This window comes from Arthrobacter sp. NPDC093139, from assembly GCF_044754165.1.
Taxonomy (GTDB): domain Bacteria; phylum Actinomycetota; class Actinomycetes; order Actinomycetales; family Micrococcaceae; genus Arthrobacter.
The window spans coordinates 33,496-50,987 of record NZ_JBIVOO010000018.1 but is presented as its reverse complement, the minus strand read 5'-3'; the positions used below and the strand labels follow the sequence as shown (position 1 = coordinate 50,987).

The window sequence follows — 17,492 nt, the reverse complement described above, 5'->3', positions numbered from 1 at the left end:
TACGCCTCCGTTGACATTGGTGATTGACCCGATGAAAGGCCCCTGATGAGCAACATTCCCTCTGAGCTGTCCTACACCGCGGAACACGAATGGGTGTCCGCGCCGAACGCCGACGGTGTGGTCCGGATCGGGATCACTGACTTTGCCCAGGACGCCCTCGGGGACGTCGTGTACGCCCAGATGCCCGAAATTGGAACGGCGGTGACGGCGAATGATGTCATTGGCGAGGTTGAGTCCACCAAGAGCGTCAGCGATATCTACGCCCCGGTAACCGGTGAAATCGTGGCCCGGAACGAGGCCCTGGACAGCGATTCAGCCCTCATCAACTCCGATCCCTACGGAGAGGGCTGGCTCATCGAGGTCAAGCTTGCGGAACCTGACGCAGTGGACTCCCTGCTCAGTGCATCGGAGTACGAACAACAGGTAGGCTAAAGCTAGCTGTTCGCGCTAAGCCGGGCCCTGTATCCAATACCGGTATCCAATACTGGTATCCAGTGCTGGTTTCCAGTCTTGGGGTCCAAAGGCCCGGCCGGCGCACGGCAAACCGGAGGTGCCACGCATTTCCGGACGGTACGCGTTGATTGCAGGGGGACATCTGCAACGAAGGAGGAGGAATCCATGGTTGGCGGCGAACAGAACCACACCGGCGGTGATTACGGCACGGACGTGGGCAGGGCCTCGGAGACAACCTCGATCAACCTCACTCCGGTCCGCGACGAGCCGACGATCGTGCCCAAGCTTTCTCCGGAGGAGCGGACGGCCGTGGAGGCTTTGCCCGCCGGCTCAGCATTGCTGGTAGCACACAGCGGCCCCAACTCGGGCGCCCGTTTCTTGCTCGACTCCGACGTCACCACCGCCGGGCGGCACCCGGATGCAGACATATTTCTTGACGACGTGACCGTCTCGCGCCGGCATGTCGAATTCCGCCGCACTCCCCGCAGCTTCGAAGTCGTGGACACCGGCAGCCTCAACGGCACGTACGTCAACCATGACCGCGTGGACAGCGTGGAGCTGAAGTCCGGAAACGAAGTCCAGATCGGCAAGTTCCGACTCACCTTCTACCTGAGCCCTGCCCGCGCAGCAGGACGCGCCTGATTCGGAGCGGCTGCCTGTGGCAATGGCACAACCGGAGCGCCGTGGGCCCCTGGTCCTGAACATCGGGGAGGTCCTCGCTCAGTTGAGCGACGATTTCCCGAGCATGACGGCGTCTAAAATCAGGTTCCTTGAGGAAAAAGGACTTATCAATCCCCGGCGCACGCCGGCAGGCTACCGGCAGTATTCCGACAGTGACGTCGAGCGTCTCCGGTTTGTCCTGTCACTCCAGCGCGACCAGTACCTGCCGCTGAAGGTGATCAAGGATTATCTTGATGCCATCGACCGGGGAGAGCGTCCGGACAACCTTCCGCCCGGCGTGACTGTCTCTCCGCGCATCGTTTCCGATGAGCTGGCGGCTGAACTGCAGAACAAGTCGCGCAAGCTCAGCGAGGAACAGCTGCGGGCGGAGTCCGGCGCGAGCGTGCAGCTTCTGCAGTCGTTGCTCAGTTTCGGGCTGATCGGTCATTTGAACGGCATGTTCGATGAGCACGCCCTGCAGGTGGCGCGCGCCTGCGTGCAGCTGGAGGGCCACGGACTGGAACCCCGCCATCTGCGGCCCTTCCAGGCGGCTGCTGAGCGGGAGTTCGGGCTGGTGGAAAGGGCCGTTGCAACGCTGACGTCCCGGAAGGATGCAGCCTCGCAGGCCAGGGCCGCAGAGGCGGCCCGGGAAATCAGCGACCTTTGCCTGACCCTGCACCGGGCTCTGGTCCAGGACCGTATTTCACGGATGGAGATCTGATGATCGAAGTCGAGATTGTGGGCGTCCGGATCGAGCTGCCCTCCAACCAGCCCCTGGTGCTCCTGAGGGAGATCCACGGGGAGCGCCACGTGCCCATCTGGATCGGCACGCCGGAAGCCAGCGCGATCGCCTTGGCGCAGCAGGGCGTGGTACCGCCGCGCCCCATGACGCATGACCTTTTGGTGGATGTCGTGGAGACGCTTGGACATGCGGTGGTGAGCGTGAACATCGTGGCCGTGGAAGACAACATCTTCTACGGGCAACTCCAGTTCGATAACGGCGCCACCGTTAGTTCCAGAGCGTCGGATGCCCTGGCCATCGCCCTGCGCGCGAAATGCCGGATCTGGTGCGCGGATTCTGTGATGGATGAGGCCGGAGTGCGGATCACCGAACACGACGAGGGGGAGGACACAGAGCAGGGCCCCACGGTGGACGAAGAAAGTGAATTGCGCCAGTTCCGTGAGTTCCTGGATGACGTGGAGCCGGAAGACTTCGACGGCTAAGGTCACGTTAAGGTTAAAGTTCAGGCTGAAAGTTTCGACACGCCCTTTCAATGACCTGAACATCTTTGACCTTGGGCCCTGGCAGGCCTAACGTCGAAGGTACCAAGTTCCCATTGCGTACAACAGCCGCGCAGGTCACACTGGAAAGTGCTACTCCGGCGGAATTACATGCATGAGTTTCATTTTGACTCCCATGCGTGCAGTGCTGTTGCAGCAAGTTCCCCAGGGGAGCTCATGACAAGGAGGATCCACGTGAGTCCGAAAGGCGAAGCAGGCGAGCTGAAGCAGCCCTCAACGGCCGGCGTAGCTGTGCCCGCAAGCGGTGCTCAGGGCCTTCTCTTCACTGAGGACCTCCCAGTCTTGGACGAGGACGCAGGCTACCGCGGTCCAACGGCCTGCAAAGCGGCCGGCATAACGTACCGCCAACTGGATTACTGGGCCCGGACGGGCCTGGTTGAACCGGCTGTCCGCGGCGCCGCCGGCTCCGGTTCGCAGCGGCTGTACGGCTTCCGCGACATTTTGGTCCTGAAGGTGGTCAAGCGGCTGCTTGATACAGGTGTTTCCCTCCAGCAGATCCGTTCGGCCGTGGAACACCTGCGTGAGCGCGGCGTCGAAGACCTCGCACAGATCACCCTTATGAGCGATGGCGCCAGCGTGTATGAATGTACGTCCGCCGATGAGGTCATCGACCTTGTCCAGGGCGGACAGGGTGTATTCGGCATCGCTGTGGGCCGCGTATGGCGCGAAGTTGAAGGGAGCCTCGCGTCCCTGCCCAGCGAACATGCCAGCGACCAGACCTTTCCCGATGATGAGCTGAGCAAGCGCCGGGCCGCCCGCAAGACCGGCTAAGTCCGGACACCTTCCTGGGCATCCAGAGGATTTATGGCTCCAGAAGATTAAGAGCGAAGGCCGCCTCCCTGTCGGGGGGGCGGCCTTCGCTCTCTCGGGCGCGCGTGGCTCAGCGGTTGCTGCGGCTGCGGCTCGCCCGGCCGGCCGACATCAGGTTGCCCAGGAGTGCGTCGAAGAGTCCCGCGGCTGACTTGGCGGAGTCGCCGGGCCAGTGGTGGATGGAATGCGCGGCGCCCTGGATCTGCTGCCAGTTTGCCTGTTCCGGAATGTGGGGCGTCAGCAGGAGGTCACCGAACATCGACTGCATCTCGGCCAGGCGGAACGCGTGCTCGGAAGACCCGCTTCGGACCCGGTTGGCGACGATGCCTGCAGGGGACAGATTGGGGGCGAATTCCTGGCGGAACAGCTGGATTGCCCGCATGGTGCGCTCAGTCCCTGCCACGGAGAACAGGCCGGGCTCGGCCACCAGGGCTACCTTGGTGCTGGCGGACCAGGCCATGCGGGTCAGTCCATTCAGGGACGGAGGGCAGTCCACCAGGACGAGCTCGTACTTCTCCGCACCTGCCAAAACGGCGGAGAGCCGGCGGAGATCCCGCTTGCCGAGGTCGGGGCGATCATACACGCCGGTGTAGGCGGAGCCCACGGCAACGTCCAGGACGGCGGGACCCGAGCCGTTACTTTGTACACGCTCGGTCCACCCGCTGGAAACGACATTCTCCGGAAGCCGGGCCTTGCGGGGATTCTTGAGCATCCGGCCGATATCCAGCTTGTCACTCGGCTGCACTCCCAGGGCAGTGCTGGCGTCGGCATGGGGATCCAGATCCACAACGAGGGTGGGGATGCCGGCGGCCAGTGCCGCAGACGCCAATCCGGTTGTGACGGATGTCTTGCCGACACCGCCTTTGAGGCTGCTGATGCTGACTACTTGCACTTGAAAACCAATACCTAACGCCGGTTGCCGTGTTGGGGTAGTTGATGTTCCGGTACTGCCGGAACAGGGGGACAGGCTTCGCCGCCCCATTCATCATATGTGGAGCCGGCGCCTAATCCCTTCTTATCGGGTCCGGGCATGGCTCGCCGGGCGGCTCTTCCGGGTCAGGGCCGGGGAGGGAATGAATGTGGCTGCGAAATGACGGATAATTCTGTGACGGTCAACACAATGATTTGTGTTTCACGGCACGCGTCTTACACACTGTGACCACTTACCGATACACCCGCGATGATGCAGGAGCAGCATGTTTTCCAAGATTCTGGTGGCCAACCGCGGTGAAATCGCAATCCGCGCGTTCCGCGCCGGCTACGAGCTGGGCGCCAAGACAGTCGCCGTGTTCCCCAACGAGGACCGTAACTCGATCCACCGCCAGAAAGCCGACGAGGCGTATCTGATTGGCGAGGAAGGCCACCCCGTCCGGGCCTACCTGGACGTTGACGAGGTGGTGCGGGTAGCTAAGGAAGCCGGCGCGGATGCCATTTACCCCGGCTACGGCTTCCTTTCCGAAAATCCCGACCTTGCGCGGGCAGCCAAGGCTGCCGGCATCACCTTCGTCGGGCCGCCCGCCGAGGTCCTCGAGCTCGCCGGCAACAAAGTCGCCGCGCTGGAGGCTGCCCGCAAGGCCGGCGTCCCCGTGCTGAAGTCCAGTGCCCCCTCGAAGGACCTCGATGAGCTGATCGCCGCTGCCGACGAGATCGGCTTCCCGATCTTCGCCAAGGCCGTGGCCGGCGGCGGCGGACGCGGCATGCGCCGCGTTGATACCCGCGAAGCGCTGCCCGAGGCGCTGCAGTCCGCAATGCGCGAGGCTGACGCAGCGTTCGGTGACCCGACCATGTTCCTTGAGCAGGCCGTGCTCCGTCCGCGGCACATCGAGGTGCAGATCCTGGCCGACGCCGAGGGCAACGTCATGCACCTCTTCGAGCGTGACTGTTCCATCCAGCGGCGCCACCAGAAGGTTATCGAGATCGCTCCGGCCCCTAACCTGGACGAAGGCATCCGGCAGGCCCTGTACCGCGACGCCGTGAAGTTCGCCAAGGCCCTCAACTACGTCAACGCAGGAACCGTCGAGTTCCTCGTGGACACCGTAGGGGAGCGCGCCGGGCAGCACGTCTTCATCGAAATGAACCCCCGCATCCAGGTGGAGCACACGGTCACCGAGGAGGTCACCGACGTCGACCTCGTCCAGGCGCAGATGCGGATTGCCTCCGGCGAAACCCTGGCCGACTTGGGCCTTTCCCAGGAGACCGTGTTCCTCAAGGGCGCGGCCCTGCAGTGCCGCATCACCACCGAGGACCCGGCCAACGGCTTCCGCCCCGACGTCGGAAAGATCACCGGCTACCGTTCGGCCGGCGGCGCCGGCGTAAGGCTCGACGGCGGAACGGTTTACTCGGGTGCCGAAATCAGCCCCCACTTTGACTCGATGCTCGTCAAGCTCACCTGCCGCGGCAGGGATTATCCGGCCGCTGTGGCAAGGGCTCGCCGTGCCCTTGCCGAGTTCCGCATCCGTGGCGTGTCCACCAACATTTCCTTCCTGCAGGCCGTGCTCGACGACGCCGACTTCATCGCGGGCGACGTCGCCACGTCCTTTATCGACGAGCGCCCACAGCTGCTGAAGGCCCGTGTCTCGGCCGACCGCGGCACCAAGCTGCTGACATGGCTGGCTGAGGTCACCGTCAACAAGCCCAATGGTGAACTCACGGTCCACACTGACCCGGCCGATAAGCTGCCGGCCGTGCGGGAAAGCGAACTGCAGCCGGGCTCGCGCCAGCGGCTGCAGGAGCTGGGGCCGGAAGGCTTTGCCCGGGCCCTTCGCGAGCAGACTGCTGTCGCGGTCACCGACACGACGTTCCGCGATGCCCACCAGTCCCTGCTGGCCACCCGCGTCCGCACCCGGGACCTGGTGGCTGCCGGTCCTGCTGTTTCCTCGCTGCTTCCCGGCCTGCTCTCCGTCGAGGCCTGGGGCGGTGCCACCTACGACGTCGCACTGCGGTTCCTGGGTGAGGATCCCTGGGACCGTCTGGCGGCGCTGCGGAAGGCACTGCCGAACATCTGCCTGCAGATGCTGCTCCGTGGCCGGAACACCGTGGGCTACACCCCGTACCCGGAAGAGGTGACCGAGGCGTTCGTCAACGAGGCGGCGGCTACCGGCATCGACATCTTCCGGATCTTCGATGCCCTGAACGACGTCAACCAGATGGCGCCGGCCATCCGTGCCGTCCGTGCCACCGGCACCGCCGTGGCCGAGGTTGCACTCTGCTACACGGGTGACCTGCTCGACCCGGAGGAAAACCTCTACACGCTGGACTACTACCTGGAGCTGGCGCAGAAGATCGTCGACGCCGGCGCCCACATCCTCGCCATCAAGGACATGGCGGGGCTGCTGCGGCCGGCCGCCGCCGCCAAACTGGTCCGTGCCCTCCGGGAAAGGTTCGACCTCCCCGTCCACCTCCACACCCACGACACTGTTGGCGGGCAGCTCGCAACGCTCCTCGCCGCGGTTGACGCCGGCGTGGATGCCGTGGACGTCGCATCGGCCTCCCTCGCCGGAACAACCAGCCAGCCCTCAGCGTCAGCACTGGTCGCGGCGCTGGCGCACACGGAGCGGGACACCGGGCTCAGCCTCGCCAACGTCAGCTCGCTGGAACCGTACTGGGAAGCAGTGCGGAGGGTCTACGCCCCGTTCGAGTCCGGACTGCCGGGACCCACAGGCCGGGTCTACCAGCACGAAATCCCGGGCGGCCAGCTCTCCAACCTCCGGCAGCAGGCCATGGCACTCGGCCTGGGCGAACGGTTCGAAGCCATCGAGGACATGTACACCGCCGCGGACCGCATTCTGGGTCGCCTCGTGAAGGTTACGCCTTCCTCGAAGGTGGTGGGGGATCTCGCCCTGCACCTGGTGGGTCTGAACGCCGACCCCGCCGATTTCAATGAGAACCCGCAGAACTACGACATCCCGGACTCGGTGATTGGCTTCCTGTCCGGCGAGCTCGGTGACCCGCCTGGCGGCTGGCCTGAGCCGTTCCGCACCAAGGCGCTGCAGGGCCGCAAGATCAAGGTCCGCGACGCCGAGCTCAGCGCCGAAGACAGCGCTGCGCTTCGCGGGGATTCGAAGACCCGGCAGCAGACGCTGAACCGCCTGCTCTTCGCCGGCCCCACCAAGGACTACCTGAAGAGCGTGGAGACGTACGGCAACGTTTCCGTCCTGGACACCCGCGACTACCTCTACGGGCTGCAGCGTGGCCAGGAGCACGTGATCCAGCTGGAGAAGGGTGTCCGGCTCATCGCCTCGCTGGAGGCCGTCTCGGAGCCGGACGAGAAGGGCATGCGCTCCGTCATGTGCACGCTCAACGGCCAGTCCCGTCCTGTCTCGGTCCGTGACAAGTCTGTGGTCAGCAACGTCAAGACAGCCGAGAAGGCCGACCCGGCGCAGCCGGGACAGGTCGCTGCACCCTTCGCAGGCGCTGTCACGGTGACGGCCAAGGTTGGCGACACGGTCAAGGCCGGCGACACCGTTGCCACCATCGAGGCCATGAAGATGGAAGCATCCATCACGACGCCGGTGGGCGGCAAAGTCACGCGGATCGCCATTTCCTCTGTGGAACAGGTCCAGGGCGGAGACCTGCTGCTCGTTGTTGAGTAGATGACTGTTGAATAGCTGACTGGACGTCCACGCCCGCCCTGCGCGTATGGTAGAAGCCAGAAAAAGGTTGTGGGGACGGCGAAAGCCGCCCCCACAGCCATTTCAGCCAGAACCATAAAGAGCGGAAGCCATGACGCAGACCGATACGCCTAAACCCGGGCCGCCACCGAACCGCGCCCCAATGGTTGCCGCTCCGGCGGAAGCCGGTGAAAAAGCCGGCGGAGTTTCTCCGGCCGAAGCTGGCGGCATGGCATCGTCTGGAGACTCGTCCGGAGACATCAGCGTTGTGACCGTTTCCGACGCACAGGACCGCACGTCGGCCGGCTCGCTCTCGGCACTCAGGGCGGTGCCGCACCCGGGCGCCGTGCCTGCAGGTCTGCCGGTAGCTACGGTGGGCATGGTTGGCGTCGATGCAGCGGGCCGAGCCGCCCCAGAGACAGGCGCGCCAGAGACAGCCGCGCCAGACACGGCTGCATTGGACACCGCTGCGTTGGACACCGTCGAGGCAGCCACAGCCACAGCCGAAGCTGAAGAAGAATCAGACACGACCGAAACGGCCGAAGCAGCGGCGGTAAACGCGGAGAACCACGGGGGGCGGCGTGAACGCCCCGAGGGTCCCGAGCCGGCCGCTGCGCTGACCGCCGACCGCCTGCTGAACAAAGCAGCCGCAGCACCCGTTGCCGGCTGGCGCCGCTGGTTGTACACGGTCACTTTTGGCTATGTGAACCTGGGCGATTCGGACCGGATCCGTATCCAGCGGGCCATGGAGCACCGAATCGCCATGCGCCTGGGGGAGCGCACCCGCTACGTCCCTGTACTTTCACGCAAGGGCGGGGTGGGCAAGACCACCGTCACCACCCTGCTGGGGATGGTCCTCGCAGACCTGCGCGAAGACCGCGTGATCGCCATGGACGCCAACCCTGACCGCGGAACACTGTCAGACCGTTCCCCCGGGCGGGCGGATTTCACGGCGCGCCAGCTGGTCAAGGACCGGTTCACGGTCGACTCGTTCGCGCAGTTGTCCAACTACACAGCCCGGGACGGCTCACGGCTGGATGTTTTGGCCTCCGACACCGATCCCATGGTGGCCCACGCCTTCGATGACGCGGACTACCGGGCAGTCACCGATATTCTTGGGCGCTACTACTCGATCGTCCTGACGGACTCGGGGACCGGCATGGTCCATTCCGTCATGAAAGGCACCCTCGAAAAGGCCGACGCCGTGGTCCTCGTGTCCGGTGGCAGCGTCGATGAGGCCAGGCTCGCTTCGGAAACGCTGTCCTGGCTGGAAGCCCACGGGCGCCAGGACCTGGTGGCCAAAGCAACCGTAGTCATCAACATGGCCGCCGGGGACCGTACGCTGGTGAACATTGACGAAATCGAGCAACACTTCCTGTCCCGGGTCAAGAATGTAGTGCGGATTCCCCACGACCGGCACCTGGCCGAGGGATCGCGCATCCAGCTGAGCCAGCTCAAGCCCGCCACACGCAGTGCTGCCGTGGAGCTGGCGGCCCTGGTGATAGAGGAACTTCAGCAGGCCTGATCCAGCCAGGTGTGCAGGCCAGGCACAAGCGCAAAAAGCCCCGCCGTTTCTGAAAGTTCAGTTTCCGGCGGGGCTTTTGCCTTTGATGCGGTCGGGACGGTTAGGTTGTCGGCGCGGGTTTGGGCGCGGCGTACATCTCCTCGATCACCGTCTCGAAATCCTTGATAACCTGGGCCCGCTTGACCTTCATGGAGGGGGTCAGGTGGCCGGAGGCTTCGGTGAAGTCGCTGGGAACGATCCTGAACGACTTGATAGCCTCTGCCTGCGAGACGGACTGGTTCGCGTGGTTGATCAGCTCCTGCACGGCCGCCCTGACCGTCTCGTTGTCGGCAGCCTCGGCTACGGTGGTTTCCGCCGGCAGGTTGTGGCGCTGCAGCCACCCGGGAAGTGCTTCCTCGTCGAGGGTGACCAGTGCACCGATGAAGGGGCGGTTGTCGCCCACTACGAGCACCTGCGATACCAGGGCGTCTGCCCTGATCTGGTCCTCCAGCAAAGCGGGAACGACATTCTTGCCCCCGGCGGTCACAATGATTTCCTTCTTGCGGCCGGTGATCGTGAGGAAGCCGTCGGCGTCGAGCTGGCCGATGTCTCCGGTGCGGAACCATCCGTCGGCGAACGCCTCGGCGGCCAGGTCCTCGCGCTTGTAGTAGCCCCGCATGACGCAGACGCCCTTGACGAGGATCTCACCGTCGTCGGCGATTTTCACGGTGTTTCCGGGCAGCGGCGCGCCGACCGTGCCGATCTTGATCCGCTCGGGAGTGTTCACGCTGACGGGGGCCGTGGTCTCGGTCAGGCCGTAGCCCTCCAGGATCTGCAATCCAATGCCCTGGAAAAAGTGGCCAAGCCGCTCACCCAGCGGCCCGCCGCCGGAGACAGCGTGCGCCACCTGGCCGCCCATGGCCGCGCGCAGCTTTCCGTAAACGAGTTTGTCGAAGATGGCGTGCCGGACTTTCAGGCCCAGTCCTATCTTGCCTTCCTGGCGGGCCCGGGAATAAGCAATGGCTGTGTCCGCGGCCTTGTGGAAGATCGCGCCCTTGCCGCCGTCCTCCGCCTTGGTGAGCGCCGAGTTGTAGACCTTCTCGAACACGCGCGGCACGGCGAGCAGGAACGTGGGCTTGTAGCTCTGCAGATCCGGGAGGAGGTGCTTGATGTCCGGAGTGTGGGCCACGGTGGAGCCTGCGGCCACCGCAAGAACCGAGATGAACCGCGCGAAGACGTGCGCCAGCGGGAGGAACATGATGGTTCGGGCCTGCTCGTTGACTATCTGGCGCAGCGAGGTAGCGAGGGCGTTCTCCGAAAGCTCCACGAAGTTGCCGTGTGTCAGTTCGCAGCCCTTGGGGCGCCCCGTCGTACCCGAGGTGTAGATGATCGTGGCGGTGTCGTTGAGCTTCGCGGCGTGCCGCCGAGACTCCAGGTCGGCGTCGCTGATGTCCTTTCCGGCCTCCCGGAGGGCCTCGAGGCCGCCGCCTTCGAGCTGCCAGACATGTGTGAGGGCGGTGAGCCCCTCGGAGGTGGCGGCCTGCCTGATGACGTTCTCGTGGTGGCCCGTCTCGCCGAAGGCAGCCACCGCGCCCGAGTCACCGAGGTTCCACGCGACCTGGGATGGAGATGACGTCTCGTAGATGGGAACCGACACGCCGCCGGCGAACCAGACGGCGAAGTCGACCAGCGCCCACTCATAGCGCGTCCGGGACATAATCCCCACCCGGTCTCCGGCTTCCACGCCGCTGGCCATAAGTCCCTTGGCCAGGGCGGAGACGTCCGCCAGGAAATCAGTGGCAACAATGTCCTGCCACTGACCGGCGGCATCCAGCCGGGAAAACAGCGCCGGATTCGACGCCTTGGCCGCCTGGCGCACCAGGAGGTCCGTGATGTTGGTGTCCGGGGGGACGCTGACCAGGGGCGGAACACTGAATTCGCGCACAATAGCTCCTCTGATATCCGTAGACCGCTGCGGTTAGTCCTAACCTTAGTACCCGTCTATCAAGGACCGGGGACCTAGTGGTTACTCGTCAGTAACTTTACGTGACCGATGAGGTCCAGCCAAGAATCCATGTGCAGCCATAGGCTCGACTCGGGCACCTAGAATGGGGGATTATGCAGCCTTTCCCGTCGAGCGAACAGTCCGGACCCGCCAGCACCACGCGACGGTCCCGGCCGCGGGCATGGCGGCGCGGTTCGGTCGGCCACCAGGGCGGTGGCGCACCTTACCGGACGCTCCGGCAGTATCTTCGCCCCGCGGGCACTGGTCTCGCCATAGGCATCGACATTGGCGGTACCAAAGTTGCAGCCGGCGTGGTTGATGCAGAGGGACGGATTCTCAACGAAGCCAGACGCTCAACTCCCGGCAGCGATCCCCGTGCCGTCGAGCGGGTGATCGTGGAGCTCGTCGAGGAGCTCAGCCGTGGAGCACGCATCAGGTCGGTGGGCATAGGCGCCGCCGGCTGGATGGATCTCGACGGCGGAACGGTCCTGTTCAGCCCCCATCTGGCATGGCGCAACGAACCCCTCAGGGACAACCTGGAGCGATTGCTTCGCCGCCCCGTGATGCTGGTCAACGATGCCGACGCAGCCGCCTGGGCTGAGTGGCGGTTTGGTGCCGGCCAGGGACAGAACCGCCTGGTGTGCATCACGCTCGGAACGGGGATCGGCGGGGCAATGGTGATGGACGGCCGCGTCGAGCGGGGCCGCTTTGGTGTTGCGGGCGAATTTGGCCACCAGATCATCATGCCCGGCGGCCACCGCTGCGAATGCGGCAACCGCGGCTGTTGGGAACAGTACGCGTCCGGCAACGCCCTCGGCCGCGAGGCCCGCGAGCTTGCGCTGGCGAACTCTCCGGTGGCTCAGGAACTCCTCAAGGCTGTCGATGGGCACGCTGACCGCATCACGGGAGCCACTGTCACGGAACTGGCCATCTCTGGGGACGCAGCCTCCAGGGAACTCCTGGAAGACGTGGGCGACTGGCTGGGGCTCGGGCTGGCGAACCTGGCCGCGGCCCTGGATCCCGGGAAATTCGTGATCGGCGGTGGGCTCTGCGCCGCAGGTGAGCTCCTCGTGGCGCCTGCCCGGAAGGCCTTTGCCCGGAACCTCACGGGCCGAGGATTCCGGCCTGCCGCGGAAATCGCCCTGGCTGACCTTGGACCGCATGCCGGACTCATCGGCGCGGCGGACCTGTCACGGGTCGGCAGCCGCACGGCCAACTGACTCACGCTGGCCGCTAAGGTGCTCGCGCCCCTAGACGCGGGCGCCGTCGTCGTTTTCGTCCTTCTCCTGGGGCAGCTTCATGATGAGGTAAACCACCGCGCCCACGAAGCTGACCACCATGCCAAGGATCGCCAGCAGCGGAGCCGAGCGCCAGAACATCGCCGACAGCACCAGCGCCACGGGGGCACCCACCGCCCCCAGCCAGGCGAGCATGGTCAGCGGATCGATGCCGGCCAGGCTGGGCGGATCCTCGGGCACAAATGCGTCGTCCTCGTCATCCACCTCATAGTCGCGCGGACCCTCCGGCGTGGCGGTTTCGTCAGACCCGGCGGTTTCTGCGGCGCGCTGCCGGGCTGCCGCGCGTTCCGCCGCTGACAATTCGATGGGCGCACCTGCACGGGGAGCCAGCCCCAGTGGATCAAAGTCACTGAACTGCTTGGCGGTCCCCCCGGCGGCAGTGCCGGCGGCAGTGTCGGCGGCAGCGCCGGACACGGTGCCGTCTGCTGCGGGAGGATTCGTGACGCCGTCGCGAGGGTCTTTCCCGCCGTGAGGGTCAGTCGCTTCGTTGGGGGCGCCCAGGCCCGGATCGGTGCGGTTGCCGGCAGTCGGCTTGGCGGTGCCGCCGGTGGTGTCTCCTTCGAGCCTGGCCACCAGGTCAAGCCAGACGGCGTCGTCCTGGTTTGCGCTGGGGTCGGACGAATTTGAATCGGGCCTATTCATTGGGATCGCCCTTCTGGCTGGCTGTCGCGGACTGGTCTGGACCGGGGCGGGTCTCCGCAAGGATGTCACGGATGAAGTCCAGCGAGCCGCTGAAGATTTGCCCGGCGTCGTTATCGAGGGTGGCTACATGGTAGCTGTTCTCCAGCATGGTCAGCTCCAGAGGCGCCTGCGTCAGGCCACGGCGGAGCGCAACGATGCTCGAGTCGGAAACGACGTGGTCCACGGTGGAGCGGAAAACGCGGACGGGCGCGGTCACCCGCGGCAGCAGCAGCCGGGTGGCCCTGAACAATTTGTTCAACTCGTGCGCTGCGGCCACCGGCGTGCGGTCATAGGCGCCTTCGTTGACATCCGGCTTGAGGATGTCGTTGCCGATGGCCGGCGTGCTCTTGAGTACGAGTTTGAGGATGCCGGCCAATGGCGCGCGGGGATCGTCGATGACCAGCGCGGGGTTGACCAGGACGGTACCGGCCAGGGGACGTGTGGCGGCGATGCGCAGGGCAAGGGCGCCGCCCATGGAGATGCCTGCCGAAAAAACCACATCACACTCGGCTTCGAGTTCCAGATATGCGCTATCCATGGCATCGTGCCAGTCTGTCCACCGGGTGCGTGCCAGTTCCTGCCATGAGGTCCCGTGGCCCGGAAGAAGAGGCATGCGCACGGCGAAGCCCTCGGCGGCAAACGCCATGGCCCACGCCCGCACGGCGTGGGGACTCCCGGTGAACCCGTGTGCGAGGGCGACGCCCACCCTCGGACCCTCTCCGGAGAAGGCGCTACTGAACGGACTGTGGTCCGGAAGGATGCTCATTGCTTCTCCGTCGATACGTTGCTGGGGGCATGCACCTGGAAGAACCTCTCGGAGGCTTCGAAAATTTCCTGTGCGTCGACGTCCAGGGTGGCAACATGGCCGCTGTGTTCCAGCGGCACCACCTCGAGGCTCCCTGAGGCCAGGCGCTTCCGGATCATCGCCAGGGACGTGGGCGGCACAACAGCATCGTTCCGCGACTTGAAGACCAGGACCGGTGCCTTAACCCGGGGGAGGCCGCGGGCGGCGGCCCCGAACAGCCTTTTCAGCTGATGGACGGCGGCCAGCGGTGTGCGGGAATAATCGCCGTCTTCGGTGGGAGACGCCGTCGGATTTTCTTCCTCGATGGGGACGGTAGTCCGCTGGAAGTACTTCAGCAGCCCGATGACCCGGACGCGCCGATCGTAGAAGCTTAGCCCTGGATTGACCACTGCCACCCCCGCCACTTCACGGCGGGAAGCCGTCAGGAGGGCAATGGCCCCGCCCATGGACAGTCCGGCCACATAGCAGGCGTCGGTCCTGGCGGCGAGCTCCACAAATGCATCGTCGAAAGCGCGGTGCCAGTCCTCCCAGCCGCTGCGCGCCAAGTCCTGCCAGTCGGTTCCGTGGCCGGGCAGGAGCGGCACCGAGACTGCGAAGCCACGATCGGCCAGATGTTGGGCCCACGGCAGGATGCTCAGCGGGCTGCCTGTGAAGCCGTGACAGATGGCGATTCCAATGCGCGCATTGGGGCCATGGCCCGGGTAGCTGAAAGCGGCGGGCCTGATCCGGTCGCTGCTTCCTGTCATGTGTCCATCGTGTCACTGTTCCGTGCAAATCTCACTAGAGTAGGGTTGCATTGCAGTGCCGGCAGGCCCTTGGGAGTGCTTGCCAGCTGCCTTCCGGAGGGGTTGGACACGTGTTTTATTGGGTCATGAAAAGGATCTTCCTGGGTCCTGTACTCCGCACTCTATTCCGGCCGTGGGTCAAAGGATTGGACAACCTGCCTGCCGAGGGTCCCGCAATCATCGCGTCAAACCACCTGTCGTTTTCGGACTCGATCTTCATGCCGCTCATGGTGTCCAGGCCCGTCATCTTCCTGGCGAAATCGGAGTACTTCACGGGTACCGGGCTTAAGGGCCGGCTGACGGCCTTGTTCTTCCGGCTGACCAACCAGCTCCCCATGGATCGCTCCGGCGGGGCCGCCTCCGCCGCCTCGCTTGAGGCCGGCATGGATGTCCTGACGCACGGGGGACTGCTGGGAATCTATCCAGAGGGGACCCGGAGCCCGGATGGCCGCCTCTACCGGGGCAAGGTGGGAGTGGCACGGCTGGCGCTGCAAGCCAAAGTCCCGGTCATTCCGGTGGCCATGATCGGCACGGACAAGGTCCAGCCGATAGGAAAAAGACTGCCCAACATTCGACGCATCGGCATGATCTTCGGGGCACCCCTTGACTTCAGCCGGTATCACGAGATGGCTGACGACCGGCTGATCCAGCGATCTGTGACCGACGAAATCATGTACGAGCTCATGCGCCTCTCAGGGCAGGAATATGTGGATGAGTACGCCGCTGTGGTCAAGCTGCGGCTGGCGGGCAAGGGCCCTGCCGCTGCAGCCGTGTCCGTCGAAAGCCAGCCGGCAGAAAGCCTGCCCGCCGAAAGCCAGGCGGGCGAGAGCCTGCCCGCCGACAGCCAGGCGGGCGGCAGCCTGCCCGCCGAAAGCCAGACAGACGGAGGCGCTGCCGGGTCGGGCGAGCCGGGAACCGCGGCGGGGGAGTACCCCGCACCTGCCGGAGAGCCTGGGGCGTTGCCGGGAAGGGAACCCGGCAACGGTTCGGGTCAAGGACCCGGGGAGGATACTGACGCCGGTTCCTCCCGCCGTGCCTAATCGCCCTTCAGCATTCGCGGCTGCCGTAGATATGACGCCGGGCCCGGGTCAATGACAGCCCGGGTGTCCCGATGCCTGTCCGGGCAACTACTCTTAGTAGTGTGACTGAGCTATCCGCAAAACCTGCCTCTTCCCTGACCAGCACCGCACAGAGCGGCGCCGCCAACTATCCGGGACTGGACGACTGGCGGGAACTTCCCATCTCGCAGCAGCCCACTTGGCAGGACAGGGACGTCTTCGACGCATCTGTTCGGGAACTCTCGGCACTTCCGCCCCTCGTGTTCGCCGGCGAGGTCGATGAGCTTCGTGACCGGCTTGCAGCCGCTGCACAGGGCAAGGCGTTCCTGCTGCAGGGCGGTGACTGCGCCGAGACGTTCGGCGACGCCACTGCAGACAAGATCAGTGCACGGGTCAAGACCATCCTGCAGATGGCCGTGGTCCTTACTTATGGTGCCGCCATGCCCGTGATCAAGATGGGCCGGATGGCGGGCCAGTTCGCCAAGCCCCGCTCCTCGAACGAGGAGACGCGCGACGGCGTGACCCTTCCGGCATACCGCGGGGACATCGTCAACGGGTACGACTTCACGCCCGAATCCCGGGGGCATGATGCCAGCCGCATGCTCCGGGCTTACCACACCTCCGCCTCCACGCTGAACCTGATCCGTGCCTTCACCCAGGGCGGCTTCGCGGACCTCCGCCTGGTGCACCAGTGGAACAAGGGCTTCACCGAAAACCCTGCCCATGCCCGCTACGAATCCCTGGCTCGGGACATCGACCGCGCCATCAAGTTCATGGCGTCGTGTGGCGCGGACTTCGAAGCACTGAAGCGCGTTGAGTTCTATGCCAGCCACGAGGCGCTGCTCCTCGATTACGAGCGCGCCCTCACCCGCATCGATTCGCGTACGGGCTTCCCGTACGACACCTCCGCCCACTTCCTCTGGATCGGTGAGCGCACCCGCGAGCTGGACCACGCACATGTCGACTTCCTCTCGCGTGTCCGGAACCCGATCGGTGTGAAGCTTGGCCCCACCACCACTGGTGACGACGCCCTGCGGCTGATCGACAAGCTGGATCCCAACCGCGAGCCCGGCCGCCTGACTTTCATCACCCGGATGGGTGCGGGCAATATCCGCGAAAAGCTTCCCGCGGTCGTGGAAAAGGTCACCGCCTCCGGTGCCCAGGTTCTGTGGGTCACCGATCCGATGCACGGCAATACCGTCACATCGCCGAACGGCTATAAGACCCGCAACTTCGATGACGTTATCGACGAAGTCCGCGGCTTCTTCGAGGTCCACCACGCGCTGGGAACTGTTCCGGGTGGCCTGCACGTCGAAATGACAGGGGACGACGTCGCAGAGTGCCTGGGCGGTGCCGACCCAATCGACCAGGACGCATTCCTCGACCGTTACGAGTCTGTGTGCGACCCGCGCCTGAACCACATGCAGTCCCTGGAGATGGCATTCCTCGTGGCCGGCGCCCTTACCCGGCACTAGTCTTTAACAGGCACCAGTCCGGGCCTCCGCAGGCTGACACACGGCC

15 protein-coding genes are annotated in these 17,492 nt (G+C 65.1%); 10 read left to right on the top strand and 5 right to left on the bottom strand.

Going from position 1 to position 17,492, the window contains the following annotated elements; all coding sequences use genetic code 11:
- Nucleotides 1-45 precede the first annotated feature (45 nt).
- From gcvH to ACIP90_RS19800, 5 genes are all read left to right on the top strand, one after another.
- Nucleotides 46-432: a glycine cleavage system protein GcvH gene (gene gcvH, locus ACIP90_RS19820; RefSeq protein ID WP_400581401.1), complete on the top strand. Its 387-nt coding sequence runs from the start codon at nucleotides 46-48 to the stop codon at nucleotides 430-432.
- A 186-nt stretch (nucleotides 433-618) separates the two neighbouring features.
- Nucleotides 619-1,095, top strand: coding sequence for an FHA domain-containing protein (locus ACIP90_RS19815; protein WP_400581399.1), 477 nt, complete (start codon nucleotides 619-621; stop codon nucleotides 1,093-1,095).
- Between the two features lie 22 nt (nucleotides 1,096-1,117).
- The gene (locus ACIP90_RS19810) at nucleotides 1,118-1,834 is read left to right on the top strand and encodes a MerR family transcriptional regulator (RefSeq protein WP_400581397.1); all 717 of its coding nucleotides are present in this window, start codon (nucleotides 1,118-1,120) and stop codon (nucleotides 1,832-1,834) included.
- Nucleotides 1,834-2,337 carry a bifunctional nuclease family protein gene (locus tag ACIP90_RS19805; RefSeq protein WP_205652606.1) on the top strand — a complete coding sequence of 168 codons (504 nt, stop codon included), beginning with the start codon at nucleotides 1,834-1,836 and terminating at the stop codon, nucleotides 2,335-2,337. Before ACIP90_RS19810 ends, ACIP90_RS19805 begins: the two co-directional genes overlap by 1 nt.
- Nucleotides 2,338-2,589: 252 nt before the next feature.
- Complete coding sequence (locus ACIP90_RS19800) at nucleotides 2,590-3,186, top strand: MerR family transcriptional regulator (RefSeq protein ID WP_215051712.1); 597 nt, start codon at nucleotides 2,590-2,592, stop codon at nucleotides 3,184-3,186.
- Nucleotides 3,187-3,295: 109 nt separating this feature from the next.
- Here ACIP90_RS19800 and ACIP90_RS19795 read toward each other — a convergent pair whose 3' ends face one another.
- Nucleotides 3,296-4,117: a ParA family protein gene (locus tag ACIP90_RS19795; RefSeq protein WP_400581394.1), complete on the bottom strand. Its 822-nt coding sequence runs from the start codon at nucleotides 4,115-4,117 to the stop codon at nucleotides 3,296-3,298.
- Nucleotides 4,118-4,421: 304 nt separating this feature from the next.
- Here ACIP90_RS19795 and ACIP90_RS19790 point away from each other — a divergent pair, with 304 nt between their 5' ends.
- Together ACIP90_RS19790 and ACIP90_RS19785 are read left to right on the top strand one after the other, a co-directional pair.
- Nucleotides 4,422-7,817: a pyruvate carboxylase gene (locus ACIP90_RS19790; RefSeq protein ID WP_400581392.1), complete on the top strand. Its 3,396-nt coding sequence runs from the start codon at nucleotides 4,422-4,424 to the stop codon at nucleotides 7,815-7,817.
- Between the two features lie 247 nt (nucleotides 7,818-8,064).
- Nucleotides 8,065-9,360 carry a MinD/ParA family protein gene (locus tag ACIP90_RS19785; RefSeq protein ID WP_400581390.1) on the top strand — a complete coding sequence of 432 codons (1,296 nt, stop codon included), beginning with the start codon at nucleotides 8,065-8,067 and terminating at the stop codon, nucleotides 9,358-9,360.
- Nucleotides 9,361-9,460: 100 nt separating this feature from the next.
- Here ACIP90_RS19785 and ACIP90_RS19780 read toward each other — a convergent pair whose 3' ends face one another.
- A complete protein-coding gene (locus ACIP90_RS19780; protein WP_400581389.1) occupies nucleotides 9,461-11,284 on the bottom strand; it encodes an AMP-dependent synthetase/ligase in 1,824 nt (607 codons plus the stop codon).
- A gap of 173 nt (nucleotides 11,285-11,457) precedes the next feature.
- Between ACIP90_RS19780 and ACIP90_RS19775 the strand changes: the two genes are divergently transcribed.
- The gene (locus ACIP90_RS19775; protein WP_400581387.1) at nucleotides 11,458-12,564 is read left to right on the top strand and encodes an ROK family glucokinase; all 1,107 of its coding nucleotides are present in this window, start codon (nucleotides 11,458-11,460) and stop codon (nucleotides 12,562-12,564) included.
- Nucleotides 12,565-12,594: 30 nt separating this feature from the next.
- On the opposite strand, the gene ACIP90_RS19770 is transcribed toward ACIP90_RS19775, so the two are convergent.
- Genes ACIP90_RS19770 through ACIP90_RS19760 form a run of 3 tightly spaced genes read right to left on the bottom strand, consistent with a single transcriptional unit; the run spans nucleotide 12,595 to nucleotide 14,874 of the window.
- A complete protein-coding gene (locus tag ACIP90_RS19770; RefSeq protein ID WP_400581386.1) occupies nucleotides 12,595-13,284 on the bottom strand; it encodes a hypothetical protein in 690 nt (229 codons plus the stop codon).
- Entirely contained in the window at nucleotides 13,277-14,089 is an 813-nt protein-coding gene (locus tag ACIP90_RS19765; RefSeq protein ID WP_400581384.1) for an alpha/beta hydrolase, read from the bottom strand. Before ACIP90_RS19765 ends, ACIP90_RS19770 begins: the two co-directional genes overlap by 8 nt.
- Complete coding sequence (locus ACIP90_RS19760) at nucleotides 14,086-14,874, bottom strand: alpha/beta hydrolase (RefSeq protein ID WP_400581382.1); 789 nt, start codon at nucleotides 14,872-14,874, stop codon at nucleotides 14,086-14,088. The genes ACIP90_RS19765 and ACIP90_RS19760 overlap by 4 nt, the downstream gene beginning before the upstream one ends.
- 125 nt (nucleotides 14,875-14,999) lie before the next feature.
- On the opposite strand from ACIP90_RS19760, the gene ACIP90_RS19755 reads away from it, so the two are divergent.
- Complete coding sequence (locus ACIP90_RS19755; RefSeq protein WP_400581380.1) at nucleotides 15,000-15,953, top strand: lysophospholipid acyltransferase family protein; 954 nt, start codon at nucleotides 15,000-15,002, stop codon at nucleotides 15,951-15,953.
- 101 nt (nucleotides 15,954-16,054) lie between these two features.
- Nucleotides 16,055-17,446 carry a class II 3-deoxy-7-phosphoheptulonate synthase gene (locus ACIP90_RS19750; protein WP_400581378.1) on the top strand — a complete coding sequence of 464 codons (1,392 nt, stop codon included), beginning with the start codon at nucleotides 16,055-16,057 and terminating at the stop codon, nucleotides 17,444-17,446.
- Nucleotides 17,447-17,492 lie beyond the last annotated feature (46 nt).